Genomic DNA, 18,926 nt, shown 5'->3' with positions numbered 1-18,926 from the left:
TCGGACCGGCCGCCATCGACGCACCCAGGAGCACACCGTGACCCCTCGGCACCTCATCTCCCTCGACGACCTCTCCGACGCCGAACTCCGCGCGATCGTGGCCCGCGGCGCCGACTTCTCCGCCGGCACCGCCGCCCACGGAGGCCCGTTGGCCGGCACCGTCACCGGCGTCTACTTCCGCAAGACCTCCACCCGGACCCGTACCGCCTTCTCGGCCGGGGCGCTGCGGCTCGGCGGCCAGATCCTCTCGTACGGGCCGGACGACCTGCAGCTGAACACCGGCGAGACCACCGAGGACACCGGCCGGGTCTTCTCCCGGATGCTGGACGTGCTGGTCGCACGGACCGCGGGCGACCCCGCCGAGCTGCGCGGCTGGGCCGCGCAGCGGCGGATGTCGGTGGTCAACGCGATGAGCGCGGACGAGCACCCCACGCAGGGCCTCACCGATCTCACCACGCTGCTAAGGCGGTTCGGCCGGGTCGACGGGCTGCGGGTGCTGTACCTCGGCGAGGGCAACAACACCGCCGCCGCGCTCGCCCTCGGCCTGAGCCGCTTCAACGGCACCACGCTGGAGCTGCGGACGCCCCAGGGGTACGGGCTGGCCGGGCAGGTACGGCGCCGGGCGGACGAACAGGCCGCCCGGACCGGCTCGTCGGTCGTCGAGCACCACCACATGGACGCCCTCCCGGGCGACTTCGACGTCATCTACACCACGCGCTGGCAGACCACCGGCACCGCCAAGGCCGACCCGGACTGGCGCGCAGGCTTCCTGCCGTTCCGGGTCACCGCCGACCTGTGGAAGACCAGCCCGCGCGCGGTCTTCATGCACGACCTGCCCGCGCACCGCGGCGAGGAGGTGGCCGCCGACGTCCTGGACGGGCGCCACAGCATCGCCTTCGACCAGGCGGAGAACAAGATGCACAGCGCGATGGCGGTCCTGGAGTGGTGCCGCCTCGGCACCGTCGGCGGCGTCCCGTGTTCCGAGCCGGTGGCCGTGGGGGCGGGCCGGTGACCCTGGTCGACCAGGCCGAGGTCCCCGAGGAGACCGAGAAGCCGCCCCCGCTGCGCCGCAACAAGAACTTCCTGCTGCTGTGGTCCGGTGCGGGACTGTCCCAGTTCGGCGTCCGAGCCGCGGTCTCGGCGTACCCGCTGCTGATGCTCTGGTACACGGGCTCGCCCGCCGACGCCGGCCTGGTCGGCTCGGCGGCACTGTTGCCACAGCTGCTCCTGCTGCTGCCGGCCGGCGCGCTGGTGGACCGCTGGGACCGGCGACGGCTGATGGTGGTGTGCGACGCGGTCGGGCTGGTCTCGATGGGCAGTTTGGCCGCCGCGCTGTGGTTCGGGGTGCTGTCGGTGCCGCACGTGATGGCCGCGGCGTTCCTGGAGGGCGGCGCGGTGATCTTCTACAAGCTCGCCGAGCGGGCCGCCGTACGCCACGTCGTGCACCCCGACCACCTGTCGGCCGCGCTGTCGCAGAACGAGGCGCGCGGCCAGGCCGCCGGGCTGCTCGGGCAGCCGAGCGCAGCGGTCCTCTTCCAGGCGTTCCGCTGGCTGCCGTTCGGGGTGGCCGCGTTCACCCACTTCTTCGCGCTGGTCACGCTGCTGCTCATCCCCAAGTCGTTCCAGGACGAGCGGGACGAGGAGGCGGGACGGTCGGTGCGGGCCGAGATCGGCGAGGGCATCGCCTGGGTATGGCGACAGCGCTTCATGCGGGCCGCGATCGTCATTGTCGGCGGCAGCAACCTGCTGTTCCAGATCCTCAATCTGGCCCTGGTGCTGATCGTCAAGGAGGGCGGGTACCCGCCTTCGTACATGGCCGTCATCGGGGTCATCGAGGGCGTCGGCGGCGTCCTGGGCGCGCTGACCGCCTCCTGGTTCATGAAGCGGCTGCCGCTGCCCGCGATCCTGATCGGTGCGCTGCTCGGCTGGGCGGGCCTGATCGCCGGGATCGCGCTGACCGGGCAGCCGGTGGTACTCGGCGCGCTGTGCGCGGGCACCAGCTGGGCCGGGGCGCTGCTCAACGTGGCCGCCGGGGTGCACCAGGTCCGGGTGACCCCGGACGAGATGCAGGGCCGCGCGATGAGCGTGTTCGGCCTCGTCGGCTCCGGCATGAACTCCCTGGGAGCCCTTGTCGGCGGGCTGCTGCTGGCCGCGGCGGGCACGTACCGCAGCGTTCTGGGCGTGGCCGCCGCGATGGCCGTCCTCGCCCTCGTGGCCCTGGCCACGCCCGCGGTACGCAGCATGGGCGTGGAGGAGCGGCAGGGCTGATCCGGCCCGGTCGGCGGGCACCCGGCGGCGTGGGCCGACCCCGGGTGCCCGCCGTCGGCGTACCCGAATATCGAAGGGATATAGAGCTGCACGGAAGGCTCGGAGCACCGGACGCCCCCATGGGTCCGGTGCTCCGCCATGCGGCGCAGCGGGACAACTCCACAGCGTCTGTCTTTCACGTGTAAGAAACTGTTGACAGGTACCTCGGGCACCTGTCATGGTTTTCTTACACATGAAAGAGGTCGCGATGGAAACATTCCCGACCCCGACCGGTGATGAGGTGTTGCAGATGCTGGCAGCTCTCGGGAATCCGCACCGGATGCGGATCATCGCGGCGCTGTCGGAGGGGCGTAACTACGTCAGTCGGCTCGCCCGCGAGATCGGTATGAGCCGCCCGTTGCTCCATATGCATCTGCAGCGCCTCGAGGCGGCGGGACTCGTGACCGGAGTACTCGAACTGTCGGAGGGCGGTAAGGCGATGAAGTACTTCGAAGTCACCCCCTTCGTCCTGCATCTGACCCCCGAGACCGTGGCCGACGCGGCCCGGACCCTGACCGATCAGGACGAGAGCAAGAACGAGACCGCGAGCACCACAAAGGGAGCGAAGTGAACGGGTACGAGACGGTGGAGCTGGCCAGTGATCCGTGGAGCGGCGACTCGACGGGCCTCGTGGCGTCCGGCGGCGTCTTCCTGCTGCTGATCGTGATCGTCTGGCAGATCGCCGCCACATGGCGGGCCCGCATGCTGGCCGCCCGGGAGGACGAGTACCGCCGGCTCACCGCCAAGTACGCCCAACTGCTCGAGGACAACGTGGAGCTTCACCGCCGTACGTCCGACGAGCTCACGCAGGCGCGTCAGGCCATCGTCTCGATGGAGAAGATGATGCGCGAGATCGAATAGGGCCGAGCGGCCTGGTCCCACCCCCCTGCGTGCCGTGGGCCGCACCACCGAGTTGGCGCTCGGTGGCGCGGCCCGGGCAAGGGAATACACGAAAGTCCCGCACAGCCGATCTTGGTGTCACGGCAAGGCCTAGGAACCGTAGGCCGTGACCCCGGCCGGCGTGCGTCCGCTACCGCACTGCACTCCCCTGCATAGGAGACCATCTCATGCCGAGCATGACACCCCCCACGTCACCGCTGGGGGAAGGGCGCAGGCCGCTGACCGTACGAGTCGCCGGCTGGTCCGCCCGCAATGCCAAGAAGACGATCGGGGGCTGGCTCCTGCTGGTGGTGCTCGCCGTGCTGATCGGCGGAGCGGCCGGGTCCGGCGCGCAGACCTCCGACCCCGGTGAGTCCGGCCGGGCCCAGAAAATCATCCGCGACCAGGACGTCGAGGAGCCCTACCAGGAGTCCGTGCTGGTCGAGGCCAAGAACCGGACCTCCGCGAGGTTCGCCGACGACGCCAGGCTGCAGCAGGCCGCCCGGGACCTGATCGCCAACCTGAAGGCGACCGGCGGCGCCGCCACCGACGTAGCGTCCCCCCTCGGCGCCGAGGGCGCGGAGCAGATCTCCAAGGACGGCCACTCCGGCCTGGTCGGCCTCACCGTCGCGGGCCCCGAGGAGCAGGTCGACGCGCACTTCGAATCAGTGCTCGCCGCCGTGCAGAAGACCAAGGCCGCCCACCCGGACGTGCGCATCGCCGAGGCCGGCGACCTGTCCCTGCAGACGGCCGTCAACGACGCCGCCGACAAGGACCTCGCCAAGGCGGAGCTGACCTCGCTGCCGCTCACCCTGATCATCCTGCTGGTGGTCTTCGGCGCCCTGGTCGCCGCCGGCATCCCGGTGCTGCTCGCCGTCACCTCGGTGCTCGCCGCCCTCGGCCTGCTCGGCGTCGTGGGCAACTTCATCCCCGCCAACAGCACGGTCTCCTCCGTGGTCCTGCTGATCGGCATGGCGGTCGGCGTCGACTACTCGCTCTTCTACCTGCGCCGCGAACGCGAGGAGCGCGCGGCGGGCAGGTCCGCCATCGAGGCCCTGGAGGCCAGCGCCCGCACCTCCGGCCACGCGGTCGTCGTCTCCGGTATCACCGTGATGCTCTCCGTCGCCGGGCTCTTCATCACCGGCATCGACGTCTTCAACGGCATGGCCGTCGGCACCGTTCTCGTGGTCGGCCTCGCCGTCCTCGGCTCGGTCACCGTACTGCCCGCCACCCTCTCCCTGCTCGGCCACCGCGTCGACGCGCTGCGCATCCCCTTCCTGGGCCGCCGCCGCACCGCCGCCACCGAGTCCCGTACCTGGACCGCCATCGCCCGCGGCGTGGTGCGCAGGCCGCTGCTGATGGGCGCCGCCGCCGTGGTCCTGCTGCTCGCCCTGGCCGCGCCGGCGCTCCACATGAAGCTCTCCGACCCGGGCCAGACCCGCTCGCTGCCGCGCTCCATCGAGGCCGTCGACGCCGGCGTCCGCATTCAGGAGGCCTTCCCCGGCGGTCCCGCCCCGGCCTCGGTCGTCGTCTGGGGCGAGGGCGCCACCACCGGCAAGGCCGACGCGGCCGTCGCCGAACTGCGCCGCGAGGCCGCCGACAGCCCGGCCCTCGGCGAGCAGATCTCCACCCACAAGGTCGGCGAGGCCCTGGTCATCAAGGTTCCGCTGGCCGGTTCCGGCACCGACAAGGTCTCCACCGACGCGCTCAGGACGCTCCGCGACGACGCCCTGCCGAAGGCATTCAAGGACACCAAGGGCCTGGAGTACGCCGTCACCGGCTCCATCGCCGGACAGCACGACTTCGCCTCCGCGCTCAGCGGCCGCGCCCCCTGGGTCTTCGCCTTCGTCCTGGTCCTCGCGCTGGTCGTGCTGACCCTCGCCTTCCGCGCGCCGGTCGTCGCCCTCGTCTCCATCGCGCTCAACCTGCTCTCCATCGGGGCGGCCTACGGCCTGGTCGTCCTCGGCTTCCAGAACGGCGGCCTGGGCGGTCTGCTCGGCTTCGACTCCTACGGCGGAATCGTCAGCTGGCTCCCGCTCTTCATGTTCGTGATCCTGTTCGGCCTGAGCATGGACTACCACGTCTTCATCCTCAGCCGGGTCCGCGAGCTGTGGCAGCGCGGCGACAGCGCCAAGGACGCGGTGGTCAGCGGGGTCGGCTCCAGCGCCGGCGTCGTCACCAGCGCCGCGGTCGTGATGATCTCCGTCTTCGCGCTCTTCGCCACGATGTCCGGCATCGAGTACAAGATGCTCGGCGTCGGCATGGCCGCCGCGATCGCCATCGACGCGACCGTCGTCCGCGGCCTGCTCCTCCCTGCCGCGCTGACCCTCCTCGGCGACCGCGCCTGGGGCAAGCGCCCCCAGGCCGCCACCCCGGCGCCCGTCTCCGCCACCGGCGAACTCGCCGCGCCCGAGGCGGAGTCCGCCGACCTCGCCACGTCCCGCCGATAAGCCGACCACCCGCACGGAAGATGAGAAGGTAGATCCTCGTGAGCATTGACAGCAGGAGCCTCAAGAAGTTCGTCGTGTGCGCGGTGACCGTGGCGGCCGCGGCGGTCGTCACCACCGGGTGCCAGGAGTCGGACGGCCTCGGCAAGTCCGCCTCCAGCTCCAGCCAGTCGTACGACGTGACCGACAAGGTCACCGGGGTGAGCGTCGACAACAACGGCGGGAACATCGAGATCGTGGCCGGCACCGGCAGCGCGATCAAGGTGACCGAGCGGTTGGAGTACAGCGACAGCAAGCCGAAGACCGAGCACTCCGTCTCCGGCGGCGCGCTGGCCCTCAAGGGCGGCGACTGCGGCGGCTCCGCCTCCAAGTGCTCCGTGGACTACCGCATCGAGGTGCCGGCCGGTGTCAAGGTCGACGCCAGCACCGGCGGCGGCAACATCACCGGCACCGGCCTCGGCGGCACCGTCGTCGCCAAGACCGGCGGCGGCAACGTCGACGTGGCCTTCGGCACGGCACCCGCGAGCGTCAACGCCGACAGCGAGGGCGGCAACGTGACGGTCAAACTCCCCAAGGGCTCGTACGCCGTCGACGCCTCCACGGACGGCGGCAACAAGAAGGTCGACGTGCCGGTCAACGACGGCTCGGCCAACAAGGTCAAGGCGCACAGCGCGGGCGGCGACGTCACCGTCCAGTCCGCCTAGCCAAGTCCTGCCGGGAACCGGCAGTTCACGACTCCTGGAGGGCCGTCTCCGTACGGGACCTTCACGTCCCCCGTCATGGTCGCGTAACGGAAAAATATAGGCACTCCCGGCAGAGTGAAGCCCCGGACGGATAGCCGTCCGGGGCTTCACCGTTGTCGCGGTGCATCTCACCGCCTCCACCGAACCACCGCTGACGAGCAGGGAGTTGCCGCGCTCATGACTGTTGTCCAGGCCGCCACCGGCACCGACTGGTTGCGGGTGTTCGCCGTCCGTCCGGCCGCCAGGCTGCGACTGTTCTGTTTCCCGCACGCGGGCGGCGCGGCCAGCACCTTTCGCGAGCTGACCCAGCTGGCTCCGCCGGACATCGAGCTGGTGGCCGTTCAGTACCCGGGCCGCCAGGACCGCTACGGCGAACCGCTCGCCGAGACCCTCGAAGAGCTCGTCGCAGGTGTCACCGAGGCCATCAGGCCGCGCCTGGACAAGCCCGCCGCGTTCTTCGGCCACAGCATGGGCGGCACCGTCGCGTTCGAGACCGCACGCCGGCTGCGCGCCACCCACCCGGGTGCCCCCACCCGGCTGTTCGTCTCCGCCCGCAAGGCCCCGCACATCGACATCAGCCGCGCCCTGAGCTTCAGCGGCGACGCCGATGCCATGGAGTACGTACGCGCCCTCGGCGGCGCCGGAGCCGCCCTGCTCGACAACCCCGAGCTGCGCGAGCTGACGCTGCCCGTGCTGCGCGGCGACTTCCGCCTCATCGAGAAGTACCGCTTCACCGCGGGCGCCCCGCTGACCTGCCCGGTCACCGTCGTCACCGGCGACAGCGACCGCTCCTGCACACCGGACGACGCCGCCCAGTGGGCGCGGCACACCGTGGCCGGACACGAGGTGCACACCCTGCCCGGCGGCCACTTCTACCTGGAGACGGCGGGTGAGCAACTGATGCAGCTGCTCACCGACCGGCTCGCCGCCCAACTGCCCGGGACCGTCCGCGCGACGACCGTGACCGCACCCGCCGACAGGGGGACCCGCCCGTGAACCGCCACCCGTCCGACCCGCCCGCTCCCGCCCTGCGGCGGCTGCCGCTGTCGGTGCCGCAGACCGGAGTCTGGTTCGCGCACGGCCTCGACCGCACCGGCTTCGCCTACAACATCGCCGAGTACTTCGACATCACGGGCGAGCTCGACCCGAAGCTGATGGAGGCCGCCTGGCACCGGCTCCTCACGGACGCCGAGACGCTGCGGGTCCGCCGCGTCGTCGAGGACCCCGACGGGGGCCTCTGGCAGCTCGTCGACGACGGGCCGCTGCCCGGGCTCCCGTACTTCGACCTGCGCACCGAACCGGAGGCGTTCGACGCCGCCCGGGCGTGGATCGACGACGACATGGAGCGCCCGATCGACCTGGCCGAGGGCCACCTCAGCACGTTCGCGCTGTTCCGCGTCGCCGACGACCGCTTCCTCTACTACCAGCGGGTCCACCACATCCTCATCGACGGCTTCGGAGGCTCGCTGATCTCCCGCAAGGTCGCCGACGCCTACACGGAGCTGGCGGGCACCACCGCCGTCGAGGGCGGCCTCGAACCGTTCGCCCCGCTCGCCGAGACCCTCGCCGAGGACGCCGCCTACCGCGCGGGCGAACAGGCCTGTGCCGACCGGGAGTACTGGACCGGGCGGCTCGCCGGGATGCCCGCACCCGCGCTGCTCAGCGACCACCTCTCCGGCGGCCCCGGCGCCGCGGCGGCCCCGCCGGCCGTGCGGATCCGCCGCACCAGCAGGCTGCCGCAGGAGTACGCCGACCGCCTCGCCGTGGCCGCGCGCGGCTGCCGTACCCGCTGGCCGCTGTTCGCCGTCGCCGCCACCGCCGCGTTCCTGCACCGCGTCACCGGACAGCGCGAGGTCGTCGTCGGCCTCCCGGTCACGGGCCGCGCCACCCCGGCGATCCGCCGCACTCCGCTGCTCGCCTCCAACGTGCTGCCGCTGCGCATCGAGGTCGCCCCGGGCGACTCCATGCGTGAGCTGATGCCCCGGGTCACCCGGGAGGCGCGCGGCGCGCTCAAGCACCAGCGGGCCCGCTACGAGGACCTCCGCCGCGACCTGGGCCTGACCGGCAGCGACCACAGCCTGATGGGCCCGGTCGTCAACATCATGGCGTTCGACTACGAGCTGAGGTTCGCGGGCTGTCGCGCCGACATCCACAACCTGGGCCTCGGCCCGGTCGACGACCTGTCCGTCGCCCTCTACGACCGGGGCGACGGCACCGGCCTGCGCATCGACTTCGACGGCAACCCCGAGCGCTACACCGACGCCGACCTCGCCGCCTGCCAGGAGTGGTTCCTGCACTTCCTGGAGGAGGTCACCGAGACACCCGACCGCTCCTTCGCCACGGTCGACCTGCTGCCGGCCGACTCCCTGGCCCAGCTCCTCGACGGCTGGAACGACACCGCGTGCCCGGTGCCGGACGACAGTCTCGCCGCCCTCTTCGAGCGGCAGGCCGCCCGCACCCCCGACGCGGTCGCGATCGCCGCGGGCGAGCGGGCGATCACCTACCGGGAGCTCAACTCCCGTGCCAGCGCCCTCGCCCGCCGCCTCATCGCGCTGGGCGTCGGCGCGGAGACCCCCGTCGCGATGCTCCTGGAACGCTCGCCGGAGGTCGTCGTGGCGACCCTCGCCGTCGTCAAGTCCGGCGCCGCGTACGTGCCGCTGCACGCCGGGTACCCGCCGGAGCGGATGGGCTGGGTGCTCCAGGACACCGGCGCCCCGGTCCTGATCACCGACCGGGACGACGCGGCCCTCGGCTTCGCCGCCGACGTCACCGTCCTGCGGGTCGCCGGCACCACCGCCCACGCCGCCGATGTCGACGCCGACCCCGGCAACCCGGAAATCCCCATCGACAGCGCCCAGTTGGCGTACGTCATCTACACCTCCGGCTCGACGGGCGTGCCCAAGGGTGTCGCCGTCGCGCACCGCGACGTGGCCGCGTTCGCCGCCGACCGGCGCTGGCGGGGCGGCGCCCACGAGCGCCTGCTCATGCACTCACCGCACGCCTTCGACGCCTCCACCTACGAGATCTGGGTGCCGCTGCTCTCCGGCGGCCGGATCGTCGTCGCTCCGCCCGCCGGGCTCGACGCGCCGGGCCTGCGGGAGCTCGCCGCCCGCCACGGCCTCACCGGGGTCTTCCTGACCACCGCCCTGTTCAACCTGATCGCGGGGGAGGACCCGGCCGCCTTCGCGCCCCTGCGCACCGTCCTGACCGGTGGCGAGGCCGCCACCCCCGCCGCCATGCGCCGGGTCCGCGAGGCCTGCCCCGAGCTCGCCCTCGCCCATGTCTACGGGCCGACCGAGACCACCACCTACGCGACCCACTTCCCGCTCGACACCGTCGACGACGTGCCGCCGATCGGTGCCGCCCTCGACAACATGCGGGCCTACGTCCTGGACGGCGGCCTGCGCCCGGTCCCGGCCGGGGTCGCGGGCGAGCTGTACCTGGCGGGCGCGGGCCTGGCGCGCGGCTATGTGCGTCGCCCGGGTCTGACCGCCGAGCGGTTCGTCGCCGACCCGTTCGGGGTGCCCGGCTCGCGCATGTACCGCACCGGTGACCTGGTGCGCTGGCGCGCCGACGGCGTACTCGCGTACGTGGGCCGCACCGACCACCAGGTGAAGGTGCGCGGCTTCCGCATCGAGCTCGGCGAGATCGAGGCCGCCCTGATGGCGCTCGACGGCGTGGCCGGGACGATCGTCCTCGTCCGCGAGGACCGACCCGGCGCCCGGCGCCTGGTGGCGTACGTCGTCGGCGAGGACCTCCGGCCGGAGCGGCTGACCGCCGAACTCTCGGACGGACTACCTGAGTTCATGGTGCCCTCGGCGATCGTGGCGCTCGACGAGCTGCCGCTGACGCCGAACGGCAAGGTCGACCGCGCGGCGCTGCCCGCCCCCGAGGCCCCCACCACAGGAGGCGGCCGGGGGCCGGCCGGCGCCCATGAGGAGATCCTCGCGGCCGCGTTCCAGCAGGTCCTCGGCATCGCCGGGGCCGGCGTCGAGGACTCCTTCTTCGACCTGGGCGGCGACTCCATCATGGCGATGCAGGTGGTGGCCCGGGTCCGCGAGGCCGGCTTGGTGATCAGCGCCCGCGACGTCTTCCGGCTGCGCACGGCCGCCGCGATCGCCGAGTCCGCACGGCCGGCGCCGGCCGCCCCGGCCCCCTCCGACGAGCCGCTCATCGAGCTGGACGACGACGAACTGGCCGTACTGGAAGCCGGGTTCGCCGACGAACTCGGCCTGGCTGACGCCGACCTGGCCGTGGAAGCGGGGCACTGACATGACACCGACGGCACAGAACACGGCATCGAACACGGCACGGGAGACGCCCCGCGGGCAGGTCCCGGCCGCCGAGGCATCAAGATCCGCGCCCGCCGCGCGCCCCGCCCGCGCCCTTCCCGAGGGCATCGAGGAGCTGCTGCCGCTCTCCCCGCTCCAGGAGGGTTTCCTGCTCCACGCCGCCGACGCGCGGGCCGCGGGCGCCGTCGACGCGTACGCCACTCAGATCCGGATCGACCTGGAGGGTGCGCTCGACCGGGCCGCGCTCCGCTCGGCCGCCGAGCGGCTGATCGCCCGGCACACCGCGCTGCGCGCCGCCTTCCGGCACGCGGGGCTCAAGCGTCCGGTCCAACTGGTGCACCGGCATGTGCCCCTCGCCTGGGAGGAGTTCGACCTCGAGGGACTCGGCGAGGACGAGCGTGAGGACGAGGCCGCCCGGCTCGCCGCGGCCCAGCGCACCCGGGGCTTCGACCTGACGCGTCCGCCGCTGCTGCGGTTCGCGCTGCTCGGGCTCGACGCCGGGCGGCACCGGCTGGTGCTGACCGCCCACCACATCCTGTGGGACGGCTGGTCGGTGCCGCTGCTGCTTACCGAGCTGTTCACGCTGTACGCCGACGGCCCGGACGCGGCACTGCCCCCGGCCGTCCCGTACCGCTCCTTCCTCGCCTGGCAGCGTGCCCAGGACCGGCCGGGCGCCGAGGAGGCCTGGGCGGCCGCGCTCGACGGGCTCGCCGAACCCACCCTGTACGCCCCGCACGCGGCCGACCTGCCGCCCGCCCCGCAGGACGAGGTCAGGGCGCAGCTCACCGCCGCGGTCGCCGACCGGCTCGCCGAGCACGGCCGCCCGCACGGCGTCACCGCCAACACGGTGGTCCAGTTCGCCTGGGGCCTGCTGCTCGGCCGGCTCACCGGCCGTGACGACATCGTCCTCGGCGGCACGGTCTCCGGCCGTCCGGCGCAGCTCGCGGGAGCGGAACGGATGGTGGGGATGCTCCTCAACACCGTCCCGGTCCGGATCCGGTTCCATGAGGACGAGCCGGCCCTGACCGCGCTCGCCCGGCTCCAGGCCGAACAGGCCGAACTGCTCGACCACCACCACCTCGGCCTCGTGAGCGTTCAGCGGGCCGCCGGGCACGGCACCCTCTTCGACACCACCACCGTCTTCCAGAACTTCCCGCTCGACCACACGGCCCTCGACGGCCTGCTCTCGCGCGGCGGGCTCCGCCTCACCGGCTACGGCATCGGTGACGCCACGCACTACCCGCTGCGGCTCGCCGTCACCCCCGGCGACGGGCTCGACCTCCGCCTCGGCCACCGCACCGACGTCGTCGGCGCCGCCGAGGCGACGACCCTGCTCGACCGGCTCATCCGTGTCCTGGAGGCCATCGCCGCCGAGCCCACCCGCCCGGTCGGCGCCATCGACGTACTGTCCGAGGAGGAGCGGCACCGGCTGCTCACCACCTGGAACGCCACCGAGGGCCCGAGGCCCACCGCCACGCTCATCGAGCGCTTCGAGGCGCAGGCCGACCGCACGCCCGAGGCTACCGCCGTCGTCTTCGGCGACACCTCGCTCACCTACCGCGAACTCGACGTCCGGGCCAACCAGCTGGCCCGGTTGCTGATCGCCGACGGGGCGGGCCCCGACCGGCTCGTCGCGGTCGCCGTGCGGCGCTCCCTCGAACTGGTCGTCGCCTTGTACGCCGTGCTGAAGGCGGGCGCCGCCTATCTGCCCGTCGATCCGGACTACCCGGCGGGCCGCATCGCGCAGCTCCTCGAGGACGGCGCCCCGGTCGCCGTGCTCACCACCACCGGCACGGCCGTCCGGCTGCCCGCCACCGACGTCCCGGTCCGCGACCTCGACACCCTCGACCTGTCGGGGCTGCCCCGGACCCGGCCCGCCGCACACGGCCACCCGGCCGCGTCCCTCGACGACACGGCGTACACGATCTTCACCTCGGGCTCGACCGGCCGCCCCAAGGGCGTCGCGGTGCCGCACCGGGGCATCGTCAACCGGCTCAACTGGATGCAGGAGCGCTACCGGCTCACCGCCCGGGACCGGGTGCTCCAGAAGACCCCGGCGGGCTTCGACGTCTCCGTGTGGGAGTTCTTCTGGCCGCTGCTCGAAGGCGCCACCCTCGTCGTCGCGCCACCGGACGCCCACAAGGACGCCGAGCAGCTCGCCGAGCTGATCGTCCGGCACCGGGTCACCACCGTGCACTTCGTGCCGTCGATGCTCGCCGCGTTCCTGCGCGAACCCGCCGCCGCGCGCTGCACCGGCCTGCTGCGCGTGGTGTGCAGCGGCGAGGCGCTCCCGCTCGACCAGCAGCTCCGCTTCCACGAGGTGCTGCCGGACGTCGGGCTGCACAACCTGTACGGGCCGACCGAGGCCTCCGTCGACGTCACCTCCTGGGAGTGCCGCCCCGAGCCGGACGCTCGCTCGGTGCCGATCGGCGCGCCGATCACCAACACCCAGGTGTACGTCCTGGACGGCGGCCTGCGCCCGGTCCCGGTCGGGGTCGCGGGCGAGCTGTATCTGGCGGGCACCGGCCTCGCGCGCGGCTACGCGGGCCGCCCGGGCCTGACCGCCGAGCGATTCGTGGCCAACCCGTTCGGGGCGCCCGGCTCACGCATGTACCGCACAGGTGACCTGGTGCGCTGGCGAGCCGACGGCGTACTGGACTACGTGGGCCGCACCGACCACCAGGTGAAGGTGCGCGGCCTGCGCATCGAGCTCGGCGAGATCGAGAACGCCCTGACCGCAGGCGAGTACGTCGCCCAGGCGGTCGTCGTCGTCCGCGAGGACCGGCCCGGCGCGCGGCGCATCGTCGCGTACGTCGTGGCCACCGGCTTCGACGAGGAAGCAGTACGCGGCGAACTGGCCGCGGTCCTCCCGGAGTTCATGGTGCCCTCGGCGTTCGTCGTGCTCGACGAGCTGCCGCTGACGCCGAACGGGAAGGCCGACCGCAAGGCACTGCCCGCCCCCGAGACGCCGACCGGCGGAGGGCGCAGCGCCGCGGGCGGCCGCGAGAGGGTCTTCACCGCCGCCTTCGCCGAGCTGCTCGGCCTCGCCGAGATCGGCGCCGACGACTCGTTCTTCGACCTGGGCGGCGACTCCATCATGGCGATGCAGGTCGTCTCCCGGGCCCGCGAGGCCGGACTGGTCGTCACGGCCCGCGAGGTCTTCCGGCTGCGCACCGCCGCCGCGCTCGCCGAAGCAGCGCGGGACGCCGCCGCGGAACCGGCGGCCGAAGCCCCGGACGCCGGCCTCGGCTCGGCCCCGCTGAGCCCACTCGGCCAAGAACTCCTCGCCAGGGGCGGCGAGTTCGACGGATTCCATCAGGCCGTCCTGGTGGAGCTGCCCGCCGGGCTCGACGACCGTACCCTCACCGCTGCCCTACAGGCCGTGGCCGACCGGCACGACATGTTGCGCGCCACGCTGGTGCGCGGCGACGGCGAGCCGCACTTCGCGATCCCAGCCCCGGGCGCCCCGGGCGCCACCCCGATCCGCCTGGCTCGCGCCGAGCTCCCGGACCAGGGCGCCCCGGAGCGTACGGCCGCCGTCACCGCCGCCGCCGAGGCGGCCCGTGCCGGGCTCGCCCCCGAGCGCGGTGTGATGCTGCGCGCCGTACGCCTGATCACCCCCGACGGCGAACCGGACCAACTCCTGCTCTGCGCCCACCACCTGGTGATCGACGGGGTGTCCTGGCGGATCGTCCTGCCCGATCTGGCCGCCGCCACGGCCGCCCTCACCGAGGGCCGCCCGGTTGCCCTCGCCCCGGTCCCGGCCTCCTACCGGACATGGGCCCGCGCCCGGGAGGCCGAGGACGCCCGGACCGTGGAGAGCCCCCACGGGGCGCCGCTCGGCGCGCGCGCCGTGGACCCCGGGCGGGACACCTTCGCCGCCGCCCGGCACACCCGGCTCGTCGTCCCGGCCGACCTCGCCGATGACCTGCTCGGCGCGGTGCCGGCCGCCTTCCACGGCCGCCCCGACGATCTCCTGGTCACCGCGCTCGCCCGGGCCGTCGACGCCTGGCGGGTCAAGCGGGGCGGCCCCTCGGGGTCTGTGGCCGTCGACATCGAGGGGCACGGCCGGGACACCGGTGACGCCCGCGACCTGTCCCGCACGGTCGGCTGGTTCACCGAGGTCCGCCCGGCCCTGCTCACCCCGGCGGGTGCCGACCTGCCCGGTGCGGTCAAGCGGGTCAAGGAACAGCTGCGCGCACACCCTGCGGACGCCCGACTGCCGCGAGCCCAGATCCTGTTCAACTACCTCGGCAGGATCGGCGACGACCCCGCGGCCACCGGCGGCGGCTGGCGGATCCTGCCGTCCGCGGCGCTGCCGCACGGAGCCGACCCCGGCATGCCCACGCCGTACGCCCTCGAAGTGCACGTACTGGCCCAGGAGACCCCCTCCGGCCCCGAACTGCACGCCGTGTGGACCACTCCCGGGGAGCTCTTCACCCCCGAGGAGACCGCCGAACTCACCCACCTGTGGCTCGCCGAACTGGACGCCCTCGCCCTCCTCGCCGGCCGGCCGGGCGCGGGCGGGCGCACCCCGTCCGACCTGCCGCTGATCAGGCTCACTCAGGACGACATCGAGCAGTTGGAGGCCACCGCCCCGAGCCCCGCCGACATCCTGCCCCTCACCCCGCTCCAGGAGGGCTTCCTCTTCCACGCCGCCGAGGCGGGGGAGGGGCTCGACGTCTACACCACGCAGGTACGCCTCGACCTGGAAGGCCCGCTCGACACGGCCGCGCTGCTGCGGGCCGGGGAACGCCTGGTCGCCCGGCACACCGCACTGCGGGCCGGCTTCCACCACGAGGGCCTGACCGTCCCGGCCCAGGTGGTCCACCGCGAAGTGGCCCTGCCCTGGGCCGAGGTGGACCTCGGCGCGCTCCCCGAGCGGGACCGGGCCGCCGAGGCCGCGTCGGTGGCCGCCCGTGAGCGGGCCCGTCGCTTCGACCTCACCCGGCCACCGCTGCTCCGGCTCGTCACTCTGCGGCTCGGCGCCGAACGACACCAGTTGATCATCACCGGGCATCACATCGCCTGGGACGGCTGGTCGACGCCGGTCCTCGTGGAGGAGCTGTTCACCCTGTGGGCGCGCGGCAGCGCCGAAGCCCTGCCCCGGCCCGTCCCGCACGCGGCGCACCTGGAATGGCTCGCCGGACAGGACACCGCCGCCGCCGAGGCCGCCTGGGCGGCGCACCTCGACGGACTCGAGGGCCCGCTGCTCGTCGCCCCCGAGGCGGCCGACCGCGACCCCGTCCCGCAGGAGACCGTCATCGAGGAGCTCCCCGCCGAGTTGCTCGGCCGCCTCACCGACGAGGCGCGGCGGCACGGGCTCACCCTCAACACCCTGCTCCAGGGCGCCTGGGCGCTGGTCCTGGCCCGCGCCACCGGACGCGACGACGTCGTGTTCGGCACCACCGTCTCCGGGCGTCCTTCCGAACTCGCGGGCATGGAACGCATGGTGGGCCTCTTCGTCAACACCCTGCCCGTACGGCTCCGGGTGCCCGGCGGGGCGAGCCTCCTCGACGTGTTCGCCCGCCTCCAGAGCGAACAGGCCGAACTCATCGACCACCACCACCTGGGGCTCGGCCGCATCCAGCAACTCGCCCACACCGGCCAGCTGTTCGACACCACCACCATGCTCGTCAACTACCCGCTCGACCTCGACGCTCTCTCCGGCGGCCTCGCGAGCCCCAGGCTCACCGGCATCGGGGTCGACGACGCCACGCACTATCCGCTGCGCCTGGTCGCCGTCCCAGGGCCCGGCGGCGCACTCACCATGCGCCTCGGCCACCGCCCCGACACTCATGGGGCCGACGAGGCGGCGAAGTTCCTCGGCCGCACCGCGAAGGTGCTGCGGGCCTTCGCCGACGACCCGGCGACGCCCGTGCACCGCATCGACCTGATGGACGAGGCGGAGCGCGCCCGACTGCTCGTCCAGTGGGGCGGCTACTAGATCTTCCCGGGCCCGCCGGGCCCCCAGAGGGGCGGCTGCCCCCTATGTCCGAGCACGTCAGCAGACAGCACTCACCGAGAGGCCAGACCGTGATCCGTCACCGTGCCCACGTGCGCTCCCCGCGCCCCGTCGTCCTGCTCGCCGAAGAGCTCTCCCCGGCCACCGTCGAGGCGCTCGGCTGGGACGTCGACATCCGCCGTGTCGACGGCGCCGACCGTGCGGCCCTGCTGCCCGCGCTCGCCGAGGCCGACGCCGTCCTCGTGCGCAGCGCCACCCGGATGGACCGGGAGGCGATCACCGCCGCGCCCCGCCTCAAGGTCATCGCCCGGGCCGGCGTCGGCCTCGACAACGTCGACATCCCGGCCGCCACCGAGGCCGGCGTCCTCGTCGCCAACGCCCCGACGTCCAACATCACCAGCGCCGCGGAAATGGCCGTCGGCCTGCTGCTGGCCGTCGCCCGCAACATCCCGCAGGCCGACGCGGCCCTGAAGACCGGCGCCTGGCAGCGCAGCCGGTGGTCCGGCGTCGAGCTGGCCGGCAAGGTCCTCGGCGTCGTCGGCCTCGGCCGCATCGGCAGCCTCGTCGCCCAGCGGATGGCCGCCTTCGGGATGGACGTGGCGGCGTACGACCCCTACGTGACCGCCGCGGGCGCGGCCGCCGTCGGTGTGCGGCTGCTCTCGCTCGACGAGCTGCTTGCCCAGGCCGACTTCCTCACCGTCCACCTGCCGCGCACCCCGGAGACCACCGGCCTGATCGGCTTCGAGGCGCTGCGCAAGGTCAAGCCCACCGTGCGCATCGTCAACGCCGCGCGCGGCGGCATCGTCGACGAGAACGAGCTGTACGCCGCGCTCAAGGAGGGCCGCGTCGCGGGCGCCGGACTCGACGTGTACGCCGCCGAACCGTGCACCGAATCGCCGCTGTTCGGCCTCGACAACGTCGTCGTGACCCCGCACCTGGGTGCCTCCACCGACGAGGCGCAGGAGAAGGCGGGCATCGCCGCCGCCCACTCGGTGCGGCTCGCACTGGCCGGCGATCACGTGCCGGACGGGGTGAACGTGCAGGGCGGCCCGGTCCCCGACGCGGTACGCCCGTGGCTGCCGCTGACCGAGCGGCTCGGCCAGGTCTTCACCCGGGCCGTGGGCGGCGTCCCCGCGCAGCTGGAGATCCAGCTGCACGGCGAGATCGCCGAGCTGGACGCCGGCGTGCTCGAACTCGGGGCGCTCAAGGGCCTGCTGGAGACCGTCGCCGGGGGCGCGGTCAGTCATGTGAACGCCCCGCTGGTTGCCCTGGAGCGCGGCCTGACCTCGCGGCTCACCACCCACCAGGGGGGCGGGAGCCACCGCTCCATCGTCACCCTGCGCGGCATCTTTCCCGACGGTCGCGTCGTCACCGTGAGCGGCACCCTGGCCGGTGTCCGCCTCCGGGAGAAGCTCGTCGAGGTGCTCGGCCACGAGCTGGAGCTGCCGCTCTCCGGCGACCTCGCCTTCCTGCGCTACCCGGACCGGCCGGGCGCGGTCGGCCTGATCGGCTGCGAGTTCGCCGACGAGGGCGTGAACATCGCGGCCATGCAGGTCGCCAGGGACGCCGCCGGCACCACCGCCCTGGCCGGCCTCGTCGTGGACTCGCCCGTACCGCCCACCGCGCTCGGCCGCGCCGCCGCCTCCGTCGGCGCCGACCAGAGCTGGACCGTGCCGGCGGCCACCGCCCGAACCGGCCGGACGGAGCGCGCATGAGCACCGAAGTCCTGCGTGGCGAGGTCCCGCGTATCGGGGCCTCCCGCGCCGAAGTCCCGCGCACCGACACCTCGCGTCGCCTGCTCTCCCTGCTGAACGGCGCCCACGTCCCGTACCGGCTGATCCGGCACGCCCCCGAGGGCCGCACCGACCTCGCCTCGGAGCTGCGTGGCCACCCCCTGGAACAGGCTGCCAAGTGCCTGGTGGTGAGGGTGGGCACGGGGCGCCGAAGACGCCGCTACGTGCTGGTGGTGGTGCCCGGCGACCGCCGCGTCGACATGGCCTGCGTCCAGGAGCTGTTCGGGGGTACCGACAGCGCCTTCGCGTCCCGCGAGATCGCCGAGAGGCTCTCGGGCTGCGTCAGCGGCTCGATCGTGCCGTTCAGTTTCCACCCGGAGCTGGAGCTGGTGGTCGACCCGGACCTGCTCGCCGGGGAGGAGATCTTCTTCAACGCGGCTCGCCTCGACGTGTCCCTGGCGCTCGGCGTCGAGCCGTACCGGGCGCTCGCCCGCCCGCGCGTCGCCCGCGTCGCGACCCCCGCCCCGATGCCGGCCTGAGCTGCCCCGCCGAGCTCCTGT

11 protein-coding genes are annotated in these 18,926 nt (G+C 73.5%); all 11 read left to right on the top strand.

Annotated elements, in window-relative coordinates:
- The first annotated feature begins 37 nt into the window (after window positions 1-37).
- Complete coding sequence (locus ACZ7M3_RS42280) at window positions 38-1,012, top strand: ornithine carbamoyltransferase (protein ID WP_452964786.1); 975 nt, start codon at window positions 38-40, stop codon at window positions 1,010-1,012.
- Window positions 1,009-2,268, top strand: coding sequence for an MFS transporter (locus ACZ7M3_RS42275; RefSeq protein WP_472070877.1), 1,260 nt, complete (start codon window positions 1,009-1,011; stop codon window positions 2,266-2,268). The genes ACZ7M3_RS42280 and ACZ7M3_RS42275 overlap by 4 nt, the downstream gene beginning before the upstream one ends.
- Window positions 2,269-2,515: 247 nt before the next feature.
- Window positions 2,516-2,878 (top strand): ArsR/SmtB family transcription factor, encoded by a 363-nt coding sequence (locus tag ACZ7M3_RS42270; RefSeq protein ID WP_351310162.1) that lies wholly within the window; start codon window positions 2,516-2,518, stop codon window positions 2,876-2,878.
- A 14-nt stretch (window positions 2,879-2,892) separates the two neighbouring features.
- Window positions 2,893-3,168, top strand: a complete 276-nt coding sequence (locus ACZ7M3_RS42265; RefSeq protein WP_388401426.1) for a hypothetical protein — start codon at window positions 2,893-2,895, stop codon at window positions 3,166-3,168.
- Window positions 3,169-3,383: 215 nt separating this feature from the next.
- Window positions 3,384-5,636 (top strand): MMPL family transporter, encoded by a 2,253-nt coding sequence (locus ACZ7M3_RS42260; protein ID WP_472070875.1) that lies wholly within the window; start codon window positions 3,384-3,386, stop codon window positions 5,634-5,636.
- Between the two features lie 38 nt (window positions 5,637-5,674).
- On the top strand, window positions 5,675-6,337 hold the full coding sequence (locus ACZ7M3_RS42255; RefSeq protein WP_450483684.1) for a DUF4097 family beta strand repeat-containing protein: 663 nt from the start codon (window positions 5,675-5,677) through the stop codon (window positions 6,335-6,337).
- Between the two features lie 216 nt (window positions 6,338-6,553).
- Window positions 6,554-7,372: a thioesterase II family protein gene (locus ACZ7M3_RS42250; protein ID WP_450431814.1), complete on the top strand. Its 819-nt coding sequence runs from the start codon at window positions 6,554-6,556 to the stop codon at window positions 7,370-7,372.
- The gene (locus tag ACZ7M3_RS42245; RefSeq protein WP_472070872.1) at window positions 7,369-10,647 is read left to right on the top strand and encodes an amino acid adenylation domain-containing protein; all 3,279 of its coding nucleotides are present in this window, start codon (window positions 7,369-7,371) and stop codon (window positions 10,645-10,647) included. The genes ACZ7M3_RS42250 and ACZ7M3_RS42245 overlap by 4 nt, the downstream gene beginning before the upstream one ends.
- A 1-nt stretch (window position 10,648) precedes the next feature.
- Complete coding sequence (locus ACZ7M3_RS42240) at window positions 10,649-16,615, top strand: amino acid adenylation domain-containing protein (RefSeq protein ID WP_472070870.1); 5,967 nt, start codon at window positions 10,649-10,651, stop codon at window positions 16,613-16,615.
- Window positions 16,616-16,725: 110 nt separating this feature from the next.
- On the top strand, window positions 16,726-18,348 hold the full coding sequence (serA, locus tag ACZ7M3_RS42235; protein WP_472070868.1) for a phosphoglycerate dehydrogenase: 1,623 nt from the start codon (window positions 16,726-16,728) through the stop codon (window positions 18,346-18,348).
- A complete protein-coding gene (locus tag ACZ7M3_RS42230) occupies window positions 18,345-18,905 on the top strand; it encodes a YbaK/EbsC family protein (protein ID WP_472070866.1) in 561 nt (186 codons plus the stop codon). The genes serA and ACZ7M3_RS42230 overlap by 4 nt, the downstream gene beginning before the upstream one ends.
- The last annotated feature ends 21 nt before the right edge of the window (window positions 18,906-18,926 follow it).

This window comes from Streptomyces sp. NPDC111656, from assembly GCF_055656965.1.
The sequence above is the reverse complement of the archived record's forward strand: the minus strand, read 5'-3'. Positions and strand labels throughout refer to the sequence as shown.

Bases quoted from the DNA above. Each gene is read 5' to 3' on its own strand.
- ACZ7M3_RS42260 (WP_472070875.1), top strand. From the start codon at position 3,384: ATGACACCCCCCACGTCACCGCTGGGGGAAGGGCGCAGGCCGCTGACC.
- ACZ7M3_RS42270 (WP_351310162.1), top strand. From the start codon at position 2,516: ATGGAAACATTCCCGACCCCGACCGGTGATGAGGTGTTGCAGATGCTG.
- ACZ7M3_RS42240 (WP_472070870.1), top strand. From the start codon at position 10,649: ATGACACCGACGGCACAGAACACGGCATCGAACACGGCACGGGAGACG.
- ACZ7M3_RS42230 (WP_472070866.1), top strand. From the start codon at position 18,345: ATGAGCACCGAAGTCCTGCGTGGCGAGGTCCCGCGTATCGGGGCCTCC.
- ACZ7M3_RS42250 (WP_450431814.1), top strand. From the start codon at position 6,554: ATGACTGTTGTCCAGGCCGCCACCGGCACCGACTGGTTGCGGGTGTTC.